Raw genomic sequence first — 20,627 nt, forward strand, 5'->3', positions numbered from 1 at the left:
GGGGCGCCGGGGGGGCCCGGGTGCCGGACGGGCCCCGGGCGGGGGGCGGGGCGGCCCGGCCGGCGCGCGGGGACCGTGCGGCACGGGTGGTGTGCCGTCGCCCCCGGGAGCACGCGTGTGCGCGGGCAACCGCCGGCGACGGGTCAGTGCGCTCCGGGGACGTCCTCCGTGACGCCGTTCAGCGGTGAGGCCGGGTCACTGCCGTAGGGGCGGGTGAAGGCCTCCATGCCGTGCCCGGACGGGTCGGTGAAGTACACGCCGCGCCCGCCGTCGTTGCGGTTGATCCGGCGCGGGTGCCGCCCGTGCGGGTCCGCCTGGATGGGGACCTCGCCCTCCACGAGCCGGGCGAGGATCTCGTCGAACTCGTCCTCGGAGACGAGGAACGCGTAGTGCTGGACCGGGATGTCGATGTCGACGGTGGCGAAGTCCAGCGTGACGCCGTTGGCGGTCGTCACGGGCAGGAACATCCCGGTGGGCTCCCCGACCTCGAGGCCGAGGACTCCGGCGAGGAAACGGGCGGACCTCTCCCGGTCGCGGGAGAGAACGATGGTGTGGTTGAACTCGACTGACACGGGCAATGCCTCCACGGGCATCCGCGGCGCCTCCATGCCTCACCCGGTCGGTGACCGGCACGCGATGCCGCGCGGAAGATCCTAGGCGAGCGGTCCGGGCATGTCGACGGGCCGGCCGTCGGCGGAAATGCCGTGGAGGCCCGCGCCGACCGCGTGGTTGCATGCCGCCATGGTGTCCTCCGACCGTCTGCTCGCCTTCGCCGCCCTGTCGCTGCTGCTCATCGTGGTGCCGGGGCCCAGTGTGCTGTTCGTGATCGGCCGGGCGCTCGCGCAGGGGCGCCGGGCCGCGCTCACCACGGTGGTGGGCAACACCCTCGGCGCGTATGTGCTGGTCGTCGCCGTCGCGCTCGGGGTCGGATCGGCCGTGGAGCGCTCGCTCCTGCTCTTCACGGTGCTCAAACTGGCGGGCGCCGCCTACCTCGTGCACCTCGGGGTGAGGGCCTGGCGCGAACGCCGTTCACTGCGTGCGGCGTTCACCGGAGCCGGGGAGGCGCACGGCGGCCGGCGCACCTTCTGGGAGGGGTTCGCGGTCGGCGTCACCAACCCCAAGACCATCGTCTTCTTCGCCGCCGTGCTGCCGCAGTTCGTCGACCGCGGCCGGGGCGGTGTCGCGGCGCAGATGCTGCTGCTCGGCCTGGTGTTCAACGTCATCGCGGTGGCCTGCGACAGCGCCTGGGGGCTGCTCGCCGCCACGGCGCGCGACTGGTTCGCGAGCTCCCCGCGCCGGCTGTCCGCGGTCGGTGGCGCGGGCGGCCTGGCCATGATCGGCCTCGGTGTCACCGTGGCCGTGACCGGGCGCAAGGACTAGCCCGCCGCGTCCGGACCGTGGGCGACCGGGCGCCGGCGCGTCCCAAGTTACCTGTGCGTTCCGCACGTTCGAGAGGTGACAGCGGTGACTGTGCCGGGCACGGCGGCCCGTGAAAACGTCTTCCTCGGCACCGACCGGCGGAGGGAGAAGGCGTGAACAAGGGCTATGCCGTGTACTGCGACGCGGACCCGCACTTCTACGACGCGCCGCACCGCACCGCCCCCGGCACCGCGGCGGCCGGCACCCGGTACGCGGCGGCCACCGAGCCCGTCCCGGCCGGCTGGCAGCGTGGCGAGAGCGGCGACTGGCTGGCCCTTCGGCCGGTGGACGCCGAACTGCCGGCCCAGGGCTGGAAGATCCACGTCTCCGCCTGCCTGGACAACGCCGAGTCCGTCCTGGAGCGGGTACGACGGCACTGCTTCGAGCAGGGTGTCGCGTTCAAGTTCGTCCCGAGCCGCTATCTGCTGCACCAGCGCAACGCCAAGTACGCCGACCGGGCGGGCAGCGGCAAGTTCATCACCGTGTACCCCGAGGACGAGGAGCGGTTCGAGCGCCTCGCGGGCGAGCTGACCGCCCTGCTGGCCGGCGAGCCCGGCCCGCACATCCTGAGCGACCTCAGGCTCGGCGACGGCCCGGTGCACGTGCGCTACGGCAGCTTCACCCGCCGCAACTGCTACGACGAGGACGGCGAGCTGAGACCGGCGATCGCGGATCCCGACGGGGTTCTCGTTCCCGACCCGCGCGGTCCGGTGTTCCGCGTGCCCGAATGGGTGAGCGTGCCGGCGTTCCTGAAGCCCCACCTCGAGGCGCGGGCGACGGTGACCCTGGCGGACATCCCGTACACCGTCGAGTCGGCGCTCCACTTCTCCAACGGCGGTGGCGTCTACCGGGCGCGGGACACGCGCACCGGTGAGCTCGTGGTCCTCAAGGAGGCCCGCCGGCACGCGGGTCTGGCCGCCGACGGAGCGGACGCGGTGGCCCGGCTGGAACGCGAACGCCGGGCGCTGGAGCAGCTGTCCGGCCTCGACTGCACCCCCGAGGTGCGGGACGCCTTCACCGTCGGCGAGCACCACTTCCTCGTTCTCGAGCACCTCGACGGCAAGCCGCTCAACACCTTCTTCGCCCGGCGCCACCCGCTCATCGAGGCCGATCCGGACGAGACGCGGCTCGCCGAGTACACCGAGTGGGCGCTCGACGTCCACGCCCAGGTCGAGCGTGCCGTCACGCAGGTGCACGAGCGGGGCGTGGTCTTCAACGACCTGCACCTGTTCAACATCATGATCCGCGACGACGGCCGGGTGGCCCTGCTGGACTTCGAGGCCGCCCATCACGTCGACGAGCCGGGCCGGCAGACCGTCGCCCACCCCGGGTTCGTGGCGCCGCCCGGCCGGCGGGGTCCCGCCGTGGACCGGTACGCGCTGGCCTGCCTGCGGCTCGCCCTGTTCCTGCCCCTGACCAGCCTGCTGGCGCTGGACCGCCGCAAGGCCGAGCACCTCGCCGACGTGGTGGCGCGCCAGTTCCCGGTGCCGCGGTCCTTCCTGGACGCGGCGGTCGCCGAGATCACCGGCACCCCCTCCCGCCCGCCTGCGGCGCGACGGGACGGTGACGGATTCGTCCCGGTCGAACCGGGCGACTGGCCCCGCAGCCGGGACTCGATGGCCGCGGCCGTCCGCGCCTCGGCGACCCCGTCCCGGGACGACCGGCTGTTCCCCGGCGACGTCGCCCAGTTCGCCACCGCGGGCGGAGGCCTGACGTTCGGTCACGGAGCGGCCGGCGTGCTCTACGCCCTCGCCGAGAGCGGTGCGGGACGCGACGAGGACGGGGAGCAGTGGCTGCTGGAGCGGACGAAGGAGCCGCCGTCCGGCATGCCGCTGGGCTTCCACGACGGGATCGCCGGGACCGCCTGGACGCTGGACCACCTCGGGCATCGCGCCCGGGCCCTCGACCTGACCGGGACGCTCCTCGAGCAGCCGCTCGAGGGACTCGCCCCCGACCTGCACAGCGGCACGGCCGGCATCGGCCTGATGCTGGACTCCCTGGCCGCCTCCACCGGGGACCCGGCCCTGCGCACCGCCGCGCTGCGGTGCGCCGAGCTGAGCGCCCGGACGATCACCGCCGCCCCGGCGGACGGGGGGTCCGGACGCCGGCCCCGCGCCGGTCTGCTGCACGGTGCGGCGGGCAGCGCCCTGCTCTTCCTGCGCCTGTACGAGCGCACCGGGGACACCGGTCTGCTGGACCTCGCGGGCACCGCGCTGCGCCAGGACCTCGCGCGCTGCGTCCGTGGCGCGGGCGGCGCCCTCCAGGTGGACGAGGGCTGGCGCACCATGCCGTACCTCGGAGCCGGCAGCGTGGGCATCGGCATGGTGCTCGACGACTACCTGGCGCACCGCCCCGACGAGGAGTTCGAGCGGGCGCGCACCGAGATCGTGCGCGCGGCGCAGGCCATGTTCTACGCCCAGCCCGGCCTGTACCGGGGCGTGGCCGGCATGGTGCTGTACCTCGGCCGGACCACGGCGCCCGGCCCGGGCACCGGCCCCGAGGCCGTCCGGCGCCAGATCGACGCGCTGGCCTGGCACGCCATGTCCTACCGCGGCCACCTCGCCTTTCCCGGCGAGCAGATGATGCGCCTGTCGATGGACCTGTCCACCGGGACGGCCGGCTGCCTGCTGGCCCTCGCGTCCGTACGCGGCGACCGGCCCACCGGTCTGCCGTTCCTCCCACCGCCGCGGCCCGAGCCGCGGCCCACGAGCCGGTCCCACGAGGGGCCGTGAACAACCCGTTGTCCGTACGAAGGGATGATCACATGAACCTGTTCGACCTGCAGTCGATGGAAACCCCGAAGGAAGAGGCCATGGGGGACGTCGAGACCGGCAGCCGCGCCAGCCTGCTGCTCTGCGGCGACAGCAGCCTCAGCATCACGACCTGTAACTGACGTCCGAGGCGGCTCGTCGCGGTCACCGCGGCGGGCCGCCCGGTCCGGTACCGGCGTCCCGGCTCACCGCCGGGGCGCCGGTGCCGTGTCTCGTCGCCGCGGTGCACGGCGCCGACCACGAGGAGGGGCGGCTGGTGGACAAGACCCCGGTCCGGCTGCGCGGGGACGCGGCGCCCGGTCCGCCGGGACCGCCCGGCGCGGATCCCGGCCGGGTGCCCGAACTGCTGGTGCTGCTCTGCTCGGTGGCGGCGGCGGCCGCCGCGGTCGCACAGCCCCTGGTCCTCGGCCGGGTGTTGGACCTGCTGCTGGACGGAGGCGATGCCGGGGCCTGGCTCACGGTGAGCGTGGGGCTGCTCGTCGGCGAGGTCCTCCTCGACGGACTGACCGCGCTGCTCACCGGCCGCTGCACCGCCGGCTGGACGGCGTCGATCCGCTCCCGCGCCCTCACCGGCCTGCTGCACGCCGTACCGGACGCGACGCGTCCGTACTCCGCGGGAGACGTCGCGACGCGGCTGACGCTCAACGCCTCCGACGCGGGCGGGGCCCCGGCCGCCCGGGCCGCCCTCGCCGCCTCGCTGATCACCCCGGCCGGCGCGCTCGTGGCGCTGGCCTTCGTCGACCTGTGGGTCGCCGGATGCGTCCTGGCCGGTCTGCCCGCCCTGGTGCTGGTGCTGCGGGTCTTCGCGCGCGACACGGGAACGTCGGTGCGTGCCTACCAGCGGGTGCAGTCGGACATCGCGGGCCGCCTGCTGGAGGCCATGGAGGGCGCGGAGACCATCGCCGCCGCCGGGACCGCGGACCGTGAACGCCGCCGGGTGCTCCGGCCACTGGCGGAGCTCGGCGCCCTGGGCGAGCGCATGTGGATCCTGCACGGGCGGGCGCTGGCCACCGGCGGCGTGCTCGTCCCGCTGCTGACCGTGGCGGCCACGGCCGTCGGCGGGCTCCGGCTCGGCGCGGGCGCCCTGAGCGTCGGCGAACTGCTGGCGGCGTGCCGTTACGCGCAACTGGCCGCCGGGTTCGGCAGTGCGGCCACGCTGCTCGGCGCGCTGGTCCGGGGGCGGACGGCACGGGAACGCACCACGGCGCTGGAAGCGCTGCCCGCCCTGCCCCACGGCGGCCGGACCCTGCCGCCGGGCGGCCCGGGGGCCCTCGCGCTGCGCGGAGTGCGCGTGCTGCGGGAGGGGACGGAGGTGCTGCGGGCGGACGACGTGGTGGTGCCCGGCGGGGCGACGGCCGCGGTCGTGGGCCGCAGCGGTTCCGGCAAGTCCGTCCTGGCGGCCGTGGCGGGCCGGCTCGTCGATCCCGACGAGGGAGAGGTCCTGCTGGACGGCGTCCCGTTGAGCTCCCTGACCCGTGCGAGCCTGCGTGCCGAGGTCGGCTTCGCCTTCGCGCGTCCGGTGCTCGGTGACGGCACCGTGGCGGAGGCGGTCGCGGCCGGGACGCGCCCCGCGACGCCGGACCGGGTGCGGGAGGCGATCCGTGTCGCGGGCGCCGACGCCTTCGTGCGCCGCCTGCCGCGGACGTACGACACCCCGCTCGCCGACGTCCCGCTGTCCGGAGGGGAGTACCAGCGTCTGGGGCTGGCCCGGGCGTTCGCCCACGCGGGCCGGCTGCTCGTGATGGACGACGCGACCTCCAGCCTCGACACCGCCACCGAGCACGCCGTGGACCGGGCGGTGCGCGACTCCCTCGAGGGCACCACCCGTCTGGTCGTGGCGCACCGCCCGTCGGTCGCGGCACGGGCGGACCTGGTGATCTGGCTGGAGGCCGGACGGGTACGGGCGGTCGGCCCACACCGGCTGCTGTGGGAACGGGCCGCCTACCGTGCGGTGTTCGCCACCGGCGCCGGATCCGCCGCCTCCGCCGCCGACGGCGCGGACGCACGGCCCGCGGGCGACCCGATCGCCTCCCTGCACGGCGAGGTGCGGCCGTGACCGCCACCGACGGCGGCCCCGTGCCGCGGTACGGCCGGGGGCCCGGACCGCTGCGCCGGGTCCTGCCGCCCGCCCGGCGCTTCCTGGCCGGGCGCAAGGGCGTCCTCGCCCGGCTCGGGGCGTGGTCGGTGGCCGAGTCGGCGCAGACCTTCCTGGTCGGGTACGGCGTGGCCCAGGCCCTCGACCGGGGCTTCCTGGCCGGTGACACGGCCGCCGGGCTCGGCTGGCTCGCGGTCGCCGCGGTCGCCGTGCTGCTCGGGGCGCCCGTGGTCCGGGGTGTCTTCGCCCAACTGGCCGGACTGACGGAGCCGTTGCGCGACGGTCTGGTGCGGCGGGCGGTCGCGCGGTCCATGGCGGAGGCGCAGGCCCGTCCCGGTGGCGGGGACCGGGCCGCCGTCTCGCGGCTCACGAACCAGGTCGAGATCGTGCGGGACAGCTTCGCCGGGCTCGTGCTGACCATGCGCTCGTTCGTCTTCACCGCCGCCGGCGCGCTGCTGGGCCTGTTCTCCCTGGATCCGGCGCTGCTGCTGGTCGTCGTGCCGCCCCTCGCCGGGGGCCTGGCCCTGTTCCTGGTCACGCTGCGGCCCATGGCGGCGGCGCAGCGGCGGGCCCTCGCCGCCGACGAGGCTCTGGGCGATCACGCGACGCGGACCCGGGGGGCGCTGCGGGACATCACCGCCTGCGGTACGCAGGCGCAGGCCGCGCGCGACGGTGAGCGGCTCGTCGCGGAGGCCGCCGGCACCGCGCGGGTCCTCGCCCGCTGGGCCGCGGTACGCACGCTGGCCCTCGGTGTCGCGGGGCAACTGCCGGTCCTGCTCCTGCTGGTGACCGTGCCGTGGCTGCGCGGCAAGGGGGTCACCACCGGGGCGCTGCTGGGTGCCTTCACCTACCTCGCCCAGGCGCTGCTGCCGGCGCTCCACACCCTGATGACGGCGATCGGGGCCGCGGGGACGCGGCTGCTCGTGGTCCTGGACCGCATCACCGGCTCCGGGCCGTCCGCGCCCCTCACCGGCCCGCCGCCGGCCACGCCCGCCGCGGACCCGGACCGGCGGGCGGAACCGCCGGCCCCCGCCGTGGAGCTGCGGTCGGTGACACTGTCCTACGGAGCACGGGCCGAACCGGTCCTCGACGGGCTCGACCTGCGGGTCGAGGACGGCGAGCACCTGGCCGTCGTCGGCCCCAGCGGCATCGGCAAGTCGACCCTCACCCGTCTGGTCGCCGGGACGCTGGCGCCGGGCGGGGGCGTGGTCGAGGTGGCCGGCCGTACGGTCGCGGGCCGGAGCCCGGCCGAGCTCGCGGCCCTGCGCGTCCTGCTGCCCCAGCAGGCGTACGTGTTCACGGGGACGGTCCGGGACAATCTCACGTACCTGCGTCCGGACGCCTCCGTGGACGGCATCCTGGCGGCCGTGCGCGAACTCGGCGCCGAGGCCCTCGTCGAGCGCCTGGGCGGACTCGACGCGCCGCTGGCACCGGCCGGTCTGTCGCAGGGCGAGCGCCAGTTGCTCGTGCTGGTGCGGGCGTACCTGTCCACGGCGCGTCTGCTCCTGCTCGACGAGGCGACCTGCCATCTCGACCCGGCCGCCGAGGCACGGGCCGAGGAGGCCCTCGCCCGGCGTCCGGGTGCGCTCGTCGTGGTGGCCCACCGCATGTCGTCGGCGCTGCGGGCCGACCGCATCCTGGTACTGGACGGCGTCGGTGCCGAGTGCGGGACGCACCGTGAACTCCTCGGCCGTTCACCGCTCTACCGCGATCTGGTGGGGCACTGGGGCGAGACCCTGAGCTGACCCGGGCGCGCCGCGTGCCCCGCCTCCTCACACCCAGCCGGCGCTCTGGACTATGCGTATGGCGTCGACCCGGTTGCGTGCGCCGACCTTGCGTATCGCACTGGCCATGTAGTTGCGGACCGTCCCGCGCGACAGGTGCAGGAGGCCGGCTATCTCGGCGACGGAGGAGCCCTGGGCGGCCTGCGCCACCACATGGAGCTCACGGGCCGTCAGGGGTGACTGGGACGCTTCCAGCAGGGGGACGGTGAGTCTCTCGTCGAGGAACCGTTCGCCCTTGGCGACGGTGTGCACGGCGGCGATCAGACGGTGGGACGGGGCGTCCTTGGCGACGAAGCCGAGCACCCCCGCGTCGAACGCCCTGCGCAGCACGCCCCGCCGCTCCGGTGCGGCGAGGACGACCTGCCGGGCCCCGCAGCGGTCCCAGAAGGGCGTACGGCACAGCTCCTCCGTGGCCTCCAGACAGTCCCCGTCCACGACGCACACGTCGGCGGGTAAGTCGTCCTCGTCGGGCTCCTCGCCCCGGGACGACATGGACGAGACCTCGAGTCCGTCGGCGGACAGGAGCAGTTGCGCCAGTGCCGAACGCAGCAGCAGCGCATCGTGCACCACAAGAACACGAACCATGTACGACCCCCAAGGTCTCCCGGCCGTCCGCGCGGACCACCGGGCTCGTCCCCCAATGTCCCCAGCCGTCTGCCCCGGGGTCCCACCCGAGAAGCACTCAATGCGGCCGCACCGGGAGACAGCGACATCAATCCGCCGTTCTCGACGGTGCCGGAGGACGCGGCCGGGAAGGGTCGTCAGGCCGGATCGCGTCGTTGCGGGGCGGACCGGACGAAGAGCCTCCACCCGGCCGGCCGCTCGCAGCGGCGTCTTTCGCCACGGGAGTGACGCGAGCGCGCGGGAGGGACTCGGAGGGGACCCCTCGCGCCCGGATCCCACAGGCCGAAAAGCGTCGAAGTGAATGTGGCCCGAAACCCCGCGTTCGGCCCGCCCCGACTTGCCCCGCAGGGCGATTTCGGGTCCGTGCCGCGGCCCTGCCCGGCCCGGCCGCGCGCCGGGCGGCCCGTCCCGGCACCCCTCGCGGCGTCCGTCACGTCGTCCGCCGTTCCCGTGGACGCCGCGCCGCGACCCGGGGCACCGCGGGGCACCGGACTACCCGGCGGCCTGTCCCCGCCGGCGCTCCCGGGCCCGCTCACCCGCCCGCCGCGCCCTGTCCATGAGCCGTTCCCGCCCCCGGGACAGCAGCAGGGCCAGCGGTGTCACGAGCAGGGCGATCAGCAGCGCCGGGCCCCAGTCCATGCCGTCGTGCCGGTACCGCAGGACCAGCACGACGCAGACGTAGGCCAGCACGGTCAACAGAGACCATCTGAGCGGCTTCGGCAGCGTCATGCCGATTCTCGTACCCCGACGGCGGAGCCGCATGGCCGCGCGGGGGCCGACCGCCCGCACGGCGCCGGTGCTCTTGTCACACCCGTGTGAAATCCCCGGCCGGGGCACGGGAACGGCCGGCCGTTCCTTGACGGCCGCGCGCGCCGGCTGCCACGATCGCCGTCATGAAGCAGACGCGAGCGGACCTCACGCGGCGACGCCACGTCGACCTCGCGCGGGTCTCCAGCGCCTGCTGTCGCCGCCCGTTCTGACGCTCCGTCCGGCAGGACCCGCTCTCTCCGCGGCGCCGTGAGGCCCGCGGCGACCGCCGCTCCCGCGGGTGCGTCGTCCCCTCCCGTTCCCCCGCGTGCCCCGGCGCCCGCACGGGGCGGCTCCCCCGCCCGTGTCCGCGCGTGCCGGTCCTCGTGCCCGCTCTCCCGGCCCCCGCGTGCTCCGGTGCGCGCAGGTGCTCCGGTGTTCCCGAAAGAGGTCCCCATGGCCACCGTCCTGTCCGTCTCCGGCAGCCCGTCCGCCTCCTCCCGCACCAACCGTCTGCTGCGTCATCTCGACGAACGGCTCGTCGCCCAGGGCCACCGGGTGCTCCCGCTCGACGTCCGCACCATCCCCGCCGAGGCGCTGCTGGGCGCCGACCTCACGCACCCGGCCGTCGTCGAGGCCACCGAGCTGTTCGCCGCCGCGGACGGTGTGGTCGTGGGCACGCCGGTCTACAAGGCCGCCTACTCCGGTGTGCTGAAGGCGCTGCTCGACCTGCTCCCGCAGCACGCGCTCACGGGCAAGACCGTGCTGCCGCTGGCGACCGGTGGCAGCATCGCCCATGTGCTGGCCATCGACTACGCCCTGCGGCCGGTCCTCAGCTCGATGGGCGCGCGGCACATCGTCCAGGGCTGGTTCACCCTCGACCGGGACCTCACCCGGCACGACGACGGTTCCCTGTCGGTCGCCCCGGCCGCCGCCGAGGCGCTCACCCAGGTGCTCGACGAGTTCTCCGCAGCCCTCGGGCACGCCCCGCTGCTCGCCGCGGCGAGCTGACACCGGACGCCCCGGAACCCCGAACGGAGACGGCATGTCCCTCACCTTCCACTGGTTCCTGCCCACCAACGGCGACAGCCGCGACGTCGTCGGCGGCGGCCACGGCACTCCGGTCACGGCGTCCGGCCGGGACCGGCCGCCGTCGGTGGGGTATCTGAGCCAGATCGCCCGGGCCGCCGAGAGCCTCGGTTTCACCGGCGCGCTCACCCCCACCGGCGCCTGGTGCGAGGACGCCTGGCTGACCACCGCCATGGTCAGCCGGCACACCGAGCGGCTGAGGTTCCTGGTGGCCTTCCGGCCCGGGTTCCTGTCGCCCACGCTCGCCGCGCAGATGGCCTCCACCTTCCAGTGGCAGACCGGCGGACGGCTGCTGCTGAACGTGGTCACCGGCGGCGAGAGCCGGGAGCAGCGGGCCTACGGCGACTTCCTCGACAAGGACGCCCGCTACCGCCGTACCGGCGAATTCCTGAGCGTGGTCCGGCGGTTGTGGGGCGGCAACGATGTCGACCTCGACGGCGAGCACCTCCGGGTGGAGGGCGCGCGGCTGGCCCGCGTGCCCGACCCGGTGCCCGAGGTCTACTTCGGCGGCTCGTCGCCCGCGGCGGTCGAGGTGGCCACGCGGCACGCCGACGTCTACCTCACCTGGGGCGAGCCGCCCGCGCAGGTCGCCGAGAAGATCGCCCGGGTCCGTGAGTCGGCCGCGCGGCAGGGCCGCACCCCGCGGTTCGGCATCCGGCTGCACGTCATCACCCGCGACACCTCGGCACAGGCCTGGGCCGAGGCGGAACGGCTGCTGTCCGGCTTCGACCCGGACACGGTACGGGCCGTGCAGGAGGGCCTGGCCCGCAGCGAGTCGGAGGGGCAGCGGCGGATGCTCGCCCTGCACGGCGGCGCCCGGGACGGGCTGGAGATCCACCCCAACCTGTGGGCCGGTATCGGCCTGGTGCGCGGCGGCGCGGGCACCGCCCTGGTCGGCGGCCACGAGGAGGTCGCCGAGCGGATCGAGGAGTACGCGTCCCTGGGCATCGAGGAGTTCGTGCTCTCCGGCTACCCGCACCTGGAGGAGGCGTACTGGTTCGGCGAGGGCGTCCTGCCGCGGCTGGCCGGGCGGGGCCTGTGGCGGCACCCGGACGGCGAGCCGGCGGCGGCCCCGCCCCCTTGGGCGGAACAGCCGGCGGGGGCGGCCTTCGCGAGCTGAGCCCGGCCGGCGCGGAACCGGCCGGGCCGCCGTCAGGTCGACGCCTGGTCGCTGTCCTTCAGCGAACCCCAGCCGTGCCAGCGCTCGACCTCGATCCACGCGCTGACCCGGGCGCGGACCCGGTCCGGGTAGGAGTTGCCCGTGTAGTGCGTGGAGAGCCGGTCGATGTCGGCCAGGCCCTCGTCGTCGCGGGTCTCGGTGACACGGCCGATGAGGGTGACGTGCGTGTACCAGTCGTCGCCGTCCAGGACGGTGAGCGTCACCCGCGGGTCGCGGCGCAGGTGCTTGAGGCGTACCCGGCCCTCGTCGAGGCTGATCAGGACCCGGCCGTCGTCCTCCCACAGGTACCAGGTGGGTGTGGAGACCGGGCTGCCGTCCGAGCGGAGCGTGGCCATCACGCACGGGTTGGGACGGCGCAGCAGGTCGACGGCCTCGGGCGGCAGCGGGGGCTTGGACATGAGAACTCCTTCGCGTGGTGGTCGTTCGGAGGCCGCTTCGGCGTTCCGTTTCCTCAGTTCGTCCGGTACCCCGGGTGCGCCGGGTCGGACGCCTGTCCGTCGAAGCTGGCGAAGTAGGCCGCCGCCATGTCCTCGTCGCCGTGGCCCTGGGCCGCGGCGCGCTCCAGGCGCTCCGCGGTCGCGGCGGCGACGTCCAGGCGCACGCCGTTGCGCTCGCCCGCCTCGACGATCAGGCGGGCGTCCTTCGCGGCGGTGGTGACGGCGAACTGGGCCGGGGTGAGGGCGTCGTCACGGATCAGGGCGGCCTTGGCGCGCAGGTAGCCCATGTCGAGAGGGCCGCCGGCGATGGCGTCGAAGAAGCCGTCCGGGTCCACGCCCAGCGCCTGCGACAGCGCCAGGACCTCGCCGACCGCGCCGGTGGCGGCGAGGACCCAGCTGTTGGCCACGAGTTTGAGCCGGGTGGCGCTGCCGGCGGCGCCGTCCTCGCCGGTCCACACCGTGCGGGAGCCGACCGCGTCGAAGACGGGCGCCACCGTGTCCCGCGCGCCGGCCGGGCCGGCGGCCAGGACGAGCAGCTGACCGGCCTCGGCGGGCTGCCGGGTGCCGAGCACGGGGGCGTCGAAGAAGACGAGGCCGTGCTCGCGGGCGAAGGCGGCGAGGTCCGCGAGCGCGTCGAGGCCGGCGGTGGTCGACTGCACCCACGCGGCGCCGGGGCGCAGGCCGGGGGCGGCGCGGCGCATGACGTCCAGGGCGGCCGGGCCGTCGTACAGCATGGTGAGGACTACACCGGCGTCCCGCACCGCCTCCTCGGGGCTGCCGGCGACGTGCACGCCGTCGGCGGCCAGCGGCTCGGCCTTGTCCCGGCTGCGGTTCCAGGCGCGGACGGCGAGTCCGGCGCGGGCGAGGTTGCGGGCCATCGCCGCGCCCATGATGCCGGTGCCCAGGACGCACACGGTGAGCTTGTCGGTCATAGCGTCGGCTTCCTGTTCTGGTGCTCGTGCGGAGGGTGGCCGAGTGCCAGCCTGCCATCCCACCGCGGGCCGCGCCGACCGGCCGTTCCGCCGCGGAACGCGTCGCGTACGGTACGGCCGTGGACGCCTACACCCGCAGGACCGATGACAGCGACGCCCTTGTGCCCGGCCGCCACGGCCCCTCCGCGACGACGGAGGCGGACCCGCGGGGCGTGGGCCGGGTGCGCACCGAGTACTCGCCCGCGCACGACGGGGACCCGGATCCGGGCGAGATCGTCTGGACGTGGGTGCCGTACGAGGAGAACGACGGGCGGGGCAAGGACCGGCCGGTGCTCGTCGTCGCACGGGAGGCGGCGGGCACGGTGCTCGCGGTGCAGCTCTCCAGCAGGCGGCACGACGGGGACCGGGAGTGGGTGCCCATCGGCAGCGGGCCCTGGGACCGGTCGGGGCGGGATTCCTGGGTCGCCGTGGACCGGGTGCTGCGGCTGCACGACGCCGGGATGCGCCGTGAGGCGTGCGCGCTGGACCGGATGCGCTTCGGGCTCGTACGGCAGCGGCTGCGGGAGCGCTACGGCTGGAGCTGACGCCCGTCGGCGGCGGCCTCCGGGAAGGCCCGGGCGAACGCCGCGCGGACGGTGCCGCCCGGCGAGCGGTCCAGGATGCCGAACGCCGCCCGTTCGAACGACGACTCGAAGCGCCCGCCGGGTCCGAGCAGCGTTCGGAACGCGCCCGCGACCCGGGCCGGGTCGTTGCGGAACACGCCGCAGCCCCAGGCGCCGAGCACCAGCCGCCGGTAGCCGTGGGCGGCGGCCGTCTCCAGCACCCGTTCGGCCCGTACGGCCAGCGCGGGGCCCAGCTCGCCGGCGCGCTCCGGCGCGGTCCGCAGCACCACGCCCGCGTTCGGTGCGGCCGCGGTGAGGAACCCGGCCGTGTACGGCTGCTCCAGCAGCACTCCGCGGTCGTCGCGGAAGACCGGCACGGCGGGTGAGTGGACGACCCGGTCCGTGTAGAACGGGTCGCGGTGGGCCCGGTGGTGGTCGTAGAACGCGCGGGCCCGTAGCAGGCAGGTGTACAGGGCGGAGGCCCGGCACAGGGCCTCCTCCTGGGCCTGGGCGCCGTTGAGGTAACCGCCGCCGGGGTTGCGGGCGGAGGCGAAGTTCAGTACGGCGACCTCGCCGCCGAGCCGGCGGGCGGCCTCGGTGCTGCTCTCGCCCGTGACCTCGAAGACCGTGGCCACCGGGGCGGACGGTGGCACCGCGACCGGTCCCGGACCGTGCGTCCGGGTGCCCTCGCGGGCCGCCTCGACCGCCGCCGCGATCCGCACCTCGCGTCCGCCGGGCGTGCGGTAGCCCCCCGCCGCGACAATCTGCTCGGTCTCCTTCGCGATGCCGCGCAGGCGCGCGCTCATGGCGCCACCCCCGTGGACGCCGTGACCGCGCGCCGGGCGGCCTCCCCCGTCGTGCTCATGCGGGAATCCTGGGTGATGCTGGTGATGCGGCGCAACGGGATTTCCCGGCCCGGGCAACGACGGGGAGAAGCCCCCGGAAACGGTCGGGTCGTGGAGATGCCCGAGATGGAACGTCCCGATATGCACCCTTGTGCGGAGCGGCGCGAGGGTCTTGGGTGGGACGAGTGTGCCGACCCGGCCCACCCCGAAGAGGGTCGGCGACATGGTGGAATCTCAGGAGGATCCCGACATGTCCGATGCGGTAAGCGGCTGTACGCGGCCGCGCACCCCCGTCACGGAAGCCGAGGCCGAGGCGCTGGTCCAGGGCATCTGCTTCAAGACCGGCCCGCCCGCGCGCCTCGGCGTCGAGGTGGAGTGGCTGATCCACGAGCCGCGCGCGCCGTGGCTCCCCGTGACATCCGAACGACTCGAAGCGGTCTACGCCACGCTGCGGACCGTGCCCCTCGGTTCGGCGCTGACCGTCGAACCCGGCGGCCAGCTGGAACTGAGCTCGCTGCCCGCCGCCTCCCTGACGGAGTGCGTCCGCGCCGTCTCCGCCGACCTCGACGCCGTCCGTGCGGTCCTGGGGAAGGAGGGGCTCGCCCTGGTCGGCCTCGGCCACGAGCCCCGGCACTCCCCCCGCCGGTTCCTGCGCCAGGCGCGGTACGACGCCATGGAGGCCTGCCTCGACCGAACCGGGTCCGCGGGCCGCTTCATGATGTGCGCCACCGCCTCCGTGCAGGTGTGCCTGGACGCCGGGCACGAGGAGCCCGGCACGCTCGGTCACGTCCGCCGCTGGTGGCTCGCCCACCAGCTGGGCGCGGTCCTGGTGGCGGCGTTCGCCAACTCCCCGCTGTCCGGCGGCCGGCCCACCGGCTGGCGGTCCACGCGGCAGCTGCGGTGGACGCAGATCGGCACCGCCCGGGCGGGCGGCCCGCCCCTGGACGCCGACCCGCGCCGCGCCTGGGCCCGCCACGTGCTGGACGCCCCGGTGATGTGCGTACGCCGGGACCGCGGCCCCTGGGACGTGCCCGAGGGCATGACCTTCCGCGAGTGGACCAGGACCCGGTCGCCCGGGGCCCCGACCGAGGAGGATCTCGACTACCACCTCACCACGCTGTTCCCACCGGTCAGACCGCGCGGGCACCTGGAGCTGCGCATGATCGACGCGCAGCCCGGGGACGACGGCTGGATCGTGCCGCTCGCCGTGACGGCGGCGCTGTTCGACGACCAGGAGGCGTCCGAGACCGCCTACCGGGCCGTGAAGCGCCTCACCGAGCGCACCCTCGGCCTGTCCGCCCCGCACAACCCGCTGTACCGGGACGCGGCCCGCGACGCCCTCACCGATCCGGAACTGCGGGACGCGGCCGCCGTGTGCTTCGCGGCGGCGCTCGACGCGCTGCCCCGGCTCGGCGCCACCACCGGGGTGACGGACGCCGTCGCGGCGTACCTGGACCGCTATGTCGCCCGGGGCCGCTGTCCCGCCGACGACCTGCTGGACGCGCACGACGGCGCGGGCCGCGGCCCGCACGGGAGGGAGACCCCATGACCGACTCCGCCACGGACAGCCCCCGCGGCCCGGCCACGGGCCCCGCCGCCGAGCCCGCGGCCGGCCCCCGGCCGGACCCCGAGACGCTGCGTGAGCGGGCGCTGGCCACGCTCGTCACGGCACGTGACCGGACCACGCTGCTGACCAGTTGCGTGGAGGGCCCCGACCTGACCGCCCAGGTGTCGCCGCTGATGTCCCCGCTGGTGTGGGACCTCGCGCACATAGGCAACCAGGAGGAGCAGTGGCTGCTGCGCGCCGTCGGCGGGCAGGAGGCGATACGGCCCGAGATCGACAGCCTGTACGACGCCTTCGAGCACCCGCGCGCCGAGCGCCCCGCGCTGCCGCTGCTGCCGCCGGACGAGGCCCGCCGGTACGCGGCGGACGTGCGCGGCCGGGCCCTGGACGTGCTGGAGGGCGCCGCGTTCCACGGCACGCGGCTGACGGAGGCGGGCTTCGCCTTCGGGATGATCGCCCAGCACGAGCAGCAGCACGACGAGACCATGCTGATCACCCACCAGCTCCGCAGGGGCCCACAGGCCCTGACCGCCCCGGACCCGGAGCCGGTACCGCTGTTCACCGGTCCGGCGGAGGTCCTGGTGCCGGGCGGCCCGTTCACGATGGGCACCTCGGACGAGCCGTGGGCCCTGGACAACGAACGGCCCGCGCACCGGCGTGAGGTGGCCCCGTTCCTCATCGACACCACGCCGGTGACCAACGCCGCGTACCAGGCGTTCATCGAGGACGGAGGCTACTCGGATCCGCGCTGGTGGGCGCCGGAGGGCTGGGACCACATCCGGCGCCACTCGATCACGGCCCCGTTGTTCTGGCGCCGGGACGGCGGGCAGTGGCTGCGGCGCCGCTTCGGCGTCACCGAGGTGGTGCCGCCCGACGAGCCGGTGGTGCACGTGTGCTGGTACGAGGCCGACGCGTGGGCCCGCTGGGCCGGGCGGCGGCTGCCCACCGAGGCCGAGTGGGAGAAGGCCGCGCGGTACGACCCGGCCGGTGACCGCTCCATGCGCTATCCGTGGGGCGACGACGACCCGGGCCCGGAGCACGCCAACCTCGGTCAGCGGCATCTGCGCCCGGCACCCGCGGGCAGCTATCCGGCCGGCGAGTCCCCGCTCGGCGTGCGGCAGTTGATCGGCGACGTCTGGGAGTGGACGTCGAGCGACTTCGCGCCGTACCCCGGCTTCCGGGCGTTCCCGTACCGGGAGTACTCGGAGGTGTTCTTCGGGCCGGACCACAAGGTGCTGCGCGGCGGTTCGTTCGCCGTGGACGCGGTGGCCTGCCGGGGCACCTTCCGCAACTGGGACTACCCGATCCGGCGGCAGATCTTCTCCGGCTTCCGCACCGCCCGCACCACGGAGGCCTCCTGATGTGCCGCCATCTGGCGTACGTCGGCCCCCCGGAGCCGCTGGGCCGCCTCCTGGTGGAGCCGGAGCACGCCCTGTACCGCCAGTCCTGGGCCCCCCGGCACCAGCGGTACGGCACGGTCAACGCCGACGGGTTCGGCGTCGGCTGGTACGCGGAGGGCGACCCGGTGCCGGGGCGCTACCGCCGGGCCGGGCCGATCTGGGCGGACCAGTCCTTCGCCGACCTGGCCCGGGTGGTGCGCGCCGGCGCGCTGCTGGCCGCGGTGCGGGACGCGACGCTGGCGGGTGCCGACGCGGAGGCCGCGGCGGCACCGTTCGCCGCGGGGCCCTGGCTGTTCAGCCACAACGGCGCCGTGGCGGGCTGGCCCGGTTCGCTGGACCGGGTGGCGGGGTCCCTCCCGGCGGGGGACCTGCTGTCGCTGGAGGCCCGCAACGACTCGGCGCTCGTGTGGGCCCTGGTCCTGCACCGGCTGCGCGCCGGGGGCACCGGCCCCCGGGCACTGGCCGACACGGTGCTGGAGGTCGCCGCGGCCTCGCCCGCCTCGCGGCTGAACCTGCTGCTCACGGACGGCGAGACCATCGCGGCCACCGCCTGGGGCGACACCCTCTGGTACCTGGCCCGGCCGGGCGGCGGCACGGTCGTCGCCTCCGAGCCGTACGACGACGACCCGCACTGGCAGGAGGTCCCCGACCGCACCCTGCTCGCGGCGAGCGGCACGGACGTGCTGCTGACCCCCCTCGAGGACCCGCGCGAGAACACCCTGGTACCCGCGGCCACGGCCGCCCCGGCTGCGAAGGAGCCCCGCACGTGAGCCCGTTCCGCCTCACCCGCACGCTGCCCGAGGACACCACGGACGCCGCCCTGCGCGCCGACGTCCGGACGGGCCTGACGAGTGACCCCAAGTCACTGCCGCCGAAGTGGTTCTACGACGCCCGGGGCAGCGAGCTGTTCGAGGAGATCACCGGGCTGCCCGAGTACTACCCCACCCGGGCGGAGCGGGAGATCCTCGTCGACAGGGCCGGCGAGGTCGCCGCGGCGACCGGCGCCCGCACCCTGGTCGAGCTGGGCTCGGGCTCGTCGGAGAAGACCCGGCACCTGCTGGACGCGCTGACCGGGCTGGAGGCGTACGTGCCGGTCGACGTGAGCGAGAGCGCGCTCACACAGGCCGGACGGGCGATCGCCGCCGAGCGGCCGGGGCTGGATGTGCACGCGCTGATCGCCGACTTCACCGCCGGAATCACGCTTCCGGACACGCCGGGCCCCCGGCTGGTGGCGTTCCTCGGCGGCACGATCGGCAACCTGCTGCCCGCCGAGCGGGCCGCGTTCCTGGCGTCCGTCCGTGCGCTGCTCGCGCCCGGCGACGCGCTGCTGCTGGGCACGGACCTGGTGAAGGACGAGCGGGTGCTGGTGCGGGCCTACGACGACGCGGCCGGGGTGACGGCCGCGTTCGACAAGAACGTCCTGGCCGTGATCAACCGCGAGCTGGAGGCCGACTTCGTGCCCGCGGCCTTCGACCACGTCGCGGTGTGGGACGCGGAGCGGGAGTGGATCGAGATGCGGCTGCGCTCGCGCACGGCGCAGACGGTGAAGATCCAGGCGCTCGACCTGGCCGTGGACTTCGCCGCCGGCGAGGAAGTGCGCACCGAGGTGTCCGCGAAGTTCCGCCGCGAGGGCGTGCGGACGGAACTGGCGGCGGCCGGGCTGGACCTCACCCACTGGTGGACCGACGGCGAGGGACGCTTCGCGCTGTCGCTGAGCCGGGCGCGCTGAGCCGGACGTGCCCGGGGCCCGGCGCCGCGTCAGCGGGCGTTGGGGTCCAGGAGCGCGGTGACGCGGTCGGAGGCCCGCTCGGCCTCCGGCCGTGGCTCGGCGCCCTTGAGCACCTTGGTCATGTACTCCTTGATGGGGTTGTCCGCCTCGACGGCACCCCACAGGGGGGTGCCGGGGGTCGCCCGGCCCCGGGCCGCGCCGGCGGCCATCGCCTCGACCCCGTCCTCGCCGGCGACGTCCGCGGCCAGCGACTTCTTGTTGGGGACGTAGTTCATGGTGCGGGCCAGGTCGGTGTTCCACTTGGCCGAGGTGAGGGCCTCCAGCACGGCGACGGCGCCGTCCCGGTCGTCGGTGTTCTCCGGTACGACGAGGTCGGATCCGCCGGTGAACACGGCCCCGGGCGCGTCGGCGCTCTTGCCGGGCACGGGGAAGAAGCCCAGCTTGTCCTTGAGACCGGGGTTCTCGCGCAGGATGGACTGGGCGAGCCCCGGCACGGCGATGATCTGGGCGACCCTGCCCTTGGCGAACACACCGGCCTGCGAGGGGTGTTCCTCGTCGGCGTCCACGGGTCCCTCGCCCAGGGCCTGGAGTTCGCGGTAGAAGTCCATGCCGCGCAGGGCGGCCGGGCTGTCCAGCGCGCCCGTCCAGGCGCCACCGCTCTCCTTGGCCAGGTCGCCGCCCTCGTCCCAGATGAACCCGGCCAGCGTGTACCAGTCCTGTCCGGCCAGGTAGATGCCCTGGTCGGTGCCGTGGTCGAGCTTCTCGGTGGCGGTCAGCCACTCGTCGCGGGTACGCGGCGGTCCGGTGATGCCCGCCTGCTCGAACATGTCCTTGCGGTAGATGACGACGCGGTTGGCGGCGTACCAGGGGATGCCGAACTGCTGGGACAGGTACTCCCCCGGTTCGGCGAGGCCGGGCAGCCAGTCGCGGATCCCCCAGTCCCGCATCGACTCCAGCGTCAGGTCCTCCAGCCGGCCGCCCTCGGCGTACTGCGGGACCTGGGTGTTGCCGACCTCGATGACGTCCGGCTGCCCGTCGCCGCCGTCGGACTTCAGCGCGGTCTGCACCTTCTCGCCGACGCCGGTCCACTCCTGGATGCGGATGTCGAGTTCGAGGCCGGGGTGTTCGCGCTCGAAGTCCTCGGCGAAGCGCTTGAGGAAGTCGTCCGAGGCGCTGCCCTTCATCAGCCACACGGTGACGGCGCGCCGCCCGCCGCCGCCGTCCGAGGACATCAGGCCGCAGCCGCCGAGCAGGGTGGCGGAGGCACAGACAAGGGCGAGGAGGCGACGTCTCACGAGGGGTCCTTCTGGTCGAACAGGTGTCGGTGACGGACCGGTGGGTCCCGCGCACGCGAAGGGAAACCCGACGTGGGGGGACGAGCGTGAGGCTCGTACGGGTGTAGGGGATTT

20 protein-coding genes are annotated in these 20,627 nt (G+C 75.1%); 13 read left to right on the top strand and 7 right to left on the bottom strand.

All coding sequences use genetic code 11. The features are described from left to right. Positions 1–143: 143 nt before the first annotated feature. Complete coding sequence (locus tag ACFWJB_RS07255) at positions 144–572, bottom strand: VOC family protein (RefSeq protein WP_386920781.1); 429 nt, start codon at positions 570–572, stop codon at positions 144–146. A 169-nt stretch (positions 573–741) separates the two neighbouring features. Here ACFWJB_RS07255 and ACFWJB_RS07260 point away from each other — a divergent pair, with 169 nt between their 5' ends. The 5 genes from ACFWJB_RS07260 to ACFWJB_RS07280 all read left to right on the top strand — a co-directional run bounded on the left by ACFWJB_RS07260 (position 742) and on the right by ACFWJB_RS07280 (position 8,030). Then, entirely contained in the window at positions 742–1,380 is a 639-nt protein-coding gene (locus tag ACFWJB_RS07260; protein ID WP_386920783.1) for a LysE family translocator, read from the top strand. A 152-nt stretch (positions 1,381–1,532) separates the two neighbouring features. Next, positions 1,533–4,151, top strand: coding sequence for a class III lanthionine synthetase LanKC (gene lanKC, locus ACFWJB_RS07265; RefSeq protein WP_386920785.1), 2,619 nt, complete (start codon positions 1,533–1,535; stop codon positions 4,149–4,151). Positions 4,152–4,183: 32 nt separating this feature from the next. Beyond that, positions 4,184–4,312, top strand: coding sequence for a SapB/AmfS family lanthipeptide (locus ACFWJB_RS07270; protein WP_003972313.1), 129 nt, complete (start codon positions 4,184–4,186; stop codon positions 4,310–4,312). A 134-nt stretch (positions 4,313–4,446) separates the two neighbouring features. Beyond that, positions 4,447–6,246, top strand: a complete 1,800-nt coding sequence (locus ACFWJB_RS07275; protein ID WP_386920912.1) for an ABC transporter ATP-binding protein — start codon at positions 4,447–4,449, stop codon at positions 6,244–6,246. Further along, a complete protein-coding gene (locus ACFWJB_RS07280; protein WP_386920787.1) occupies positions 6,243–8,030 on the top strand; it encodes an ATP-binding cassette domain-containing protein in 1,788 nt (595 codons plus the stop codon). The genes ACFWJB_RS07275 and ACFWJB_RS07280 overlap by 4 nt, the downstream gene beginning before the upstream one ends. Positions 8,031–8,057: 27 nt before the next feature. Here the strand turns inward: ACFWJB_RS07280 and ACFWJB_RS07285 are convergent, their stop codons facing one another. Together ACFWJB_RS07285 and ACFWJB_RS07290 are read right to left on the bottom strand one after the other, a co-directional pair. Then, positions 8,058–8,654, bottom strand: a complete 597-nt coding sequence (locus ACFWJB_RS07285) for a LuxR C-terminal-related transcriptional regulator (protein WP_386920789.1) — start codon at positions 8,652–8,654, stop codon at positions 8,058–8,060. 531 nt (positions 8,655–9,185) lie between these two features. Continuing rightward, the gene (locus tag ACFWJB_RS07290; protein ID WP_385466482.1) at positions 9,186–9,422 is read right to left on the bottom strand and encodes a hypothetical protein; all 237 of its coding nucleotides are present in this window, start codon (positions 9,420–9,422) and stop codon (positions 9,186–9,188) included. A gap of 164 nt (positions 9,423–9,586) precedes the next feature. On the opposite strand from ACFWJB_RS07290, the gene ACFWJB_RS07295 reads away from it, so the two are divergent. From ACFWJB_RS07295 to ACFWJB_RS07305, 3 genes are all read left to right on the top strand, one after another. Next, positions 9,587–9,673, top strand: coding sequence for a putative leader peptide (locus ACFWJB_RS07295; RefSeq protein WP_385466564.1), 87 nt, complete (start codon positions 9,587–9,589; stop codon positions 9,671–9,673). A 223-nt stretch (positions 9,674–9,896) separates the two neighbouring features. Next, on the top strand, positions 9,897–10,451 hold the full coding sequence (ssuE, locus tag ACFWJB_RS07300) for an NADPH-dependent FMN reductase (protein ID WP_386920791.1): 555 nt from the start codon (positions 9,897–9,899) through the stop codon (positions 10,449–10,451). Between the two features lie 34 nt (positions 10,452–10,485). Then, positions 10,486–11,649 (top strand): LLM class flavin-dependent oxidoreductase, encoded by a 1,164-nt coding sequence (locus tag ACFWJB_RS07305; RefSeq protein WP_386920793.1) that lies wholly within the window; start codon positions 10,486–10,488, stop codon positions 11,647–11,649. A 32-nt stretch (positions 11,650–11,681) separates the two neighbouring features. Here the strand turns inward: ACFWJB_RS07305 and ACFWJB_RS07310 are convergent, their stop codons facing one another. Both ACFWJB_RS07310 and ACFWJB_RS07315 read right to left on the bottom strand, forming a co-directional pair. Further along, positions 11,682–12,107: a PPOX class F420-dependent oxidoreductase gene (locus ACFWJB_RS07310; protein ID WP_385466491.1), complete on the bottom strand. Its 426-nt coding sequence runs from the start codon at positions 12,105–12,107 to the stop codon at positions 11,682–11,684. Between the two features lie 53 nt (positions 12,108–12,160). Beyond that, positions 12,161–13,078 carry an NAD(P)-dependent oxidoreductase gene (locus ACFWJB_RS07315; RefSeq protein ID WP_386920795.1) on the bottom strand — a complete coding sequence of 306 codons (918 nt, stop codon included), beginning with the start codon at positions 13,076–13,078 and terminating at the stop codon, positions 12,161–12,163. Positions 13,079–13,197: 119 nt separating this feature from the next. On the opposite strand from ACFWJB_RS07315, the gene ACFWJB_RS07320 reads away from it, so the two are divergent. Beyond that, entirely contained in the window at positions 13,198–13,662 is a 465-nt protein-coding gene (locus ACFWJB_RS07320) for a type II toxin-antitoxin system PemK/MazF family toxin (protein ID WP_385466497.1), read from the top strand. Here the strand turns inward: ACFWJB_RS07320 and ACFWJB_RS07325 are convergent. Further along, positions 13,647–14,486, bottom strand: a complete 840-nt coding sequence (locus tag ACFWJB_RS07325; protein ID WP_386920798.1) for a TIGR02452 family protein — start codon at positions 14,484–14,486, stop codon at positions 13,647–13,649. The two genes, ACFWJB_RS07320 and ACFWJB_RS07325, sit on opposite strands and share 16 nt — an antisense overlap. 289 nt (positions 14,487–14,775) lie before the next feature. Here ACFWJB_RS07325 and egtA point away from each other — a divergent pair, with 289 nt between their 5' ends. Genes egtA through egtD form a run of 4 tightly spaced genes read left to right on the top strand, consistent with a single transcriptional unit; the run spans position 14,776 to position 19,218 of the window. Further along, complete coding sequence (gene egtA / locus ACFWJB_RS07330; RefSeq protein ID WP_385466503.1) at positions 14,776–16,074, top strand: ergothioneine biosynthesis glutamate--cysteine ligase EgtA; 1,299 nt, start codon at positions 14,776–14,778, stop codon at positions 16,072–16,074. Further along, complete coding sequence (gene egtB, locus ACFWJB_RS07335) at positions 16,071–17,450, top strand: ergothioneine biosynthesis protein EgtB (RefSeq protein WP_386920800.1); 1,380 nt, start codon at positions 16,071–16,073, stop codon at positions 17,448–17,450. The genes egtA and egtB overlap by 4 nt, the downstream gene beginning before the upstream one ends. Continuing rightward, positions 17,450–18,259 carry an ergothioneine biosynthesis protein EgtC gene (gene egtC, locus ACFWJB_RS07340; RefSeq protein WP_386920802.1) on the top strand — a complete coding sequence of 270 codons (810 nt, stop codon included), beginning with the start codon at positions 17,450–17,452 and terminating at the stop codon, positions 18,257–18,259. Before egtB ends, egtC begins: the two co-directional genes overlap by 1 nt. Then, positions 18,256–19,218, top strand: coding sequence for an L-histidine N(alpha)-methyltransferase (gene egtD / locus ACFWJB_RS07345; protein ID WP_386920804.1), 963 nt, complete (start codon positions 18,256–18,258; stop codon positions 19,216–19,218). Before egtC ends, egtD begins: the two co-directional genes overlap by 4 nt. A 29-nt stretch (positions 19,219–19,247) precedes the next feature. On the opposite strand, the gene ACFWJB_RS07350 is transcribed toward egtD, so the two are convergent. Further along, positions 19,248–20,513 carry an extracellular solute-binding protein gene (locus ACFWJB_RS07350; RefSeq protein WP_386920806.1) on the bottom strand — a complete coding sequence of 422 codons (1,266 nt, stop codon included), beginning with the start codon at positions 20,511–20,513 and terminating at the stop codon, positions 19,248–19,250. Between the last annotated feature and the right edge of the window lie 114 nt (positions 20,514–20,627).

The organism is Streptomyces sp. NPDC127100 (assembly GCF_042724095.1).
Taxonomy (GTDB): domain Bacteria; phylum Actinomycetota; class Actinomycetes; order Streptomycetales; family Streptomycetaceae; genus Streptomyces.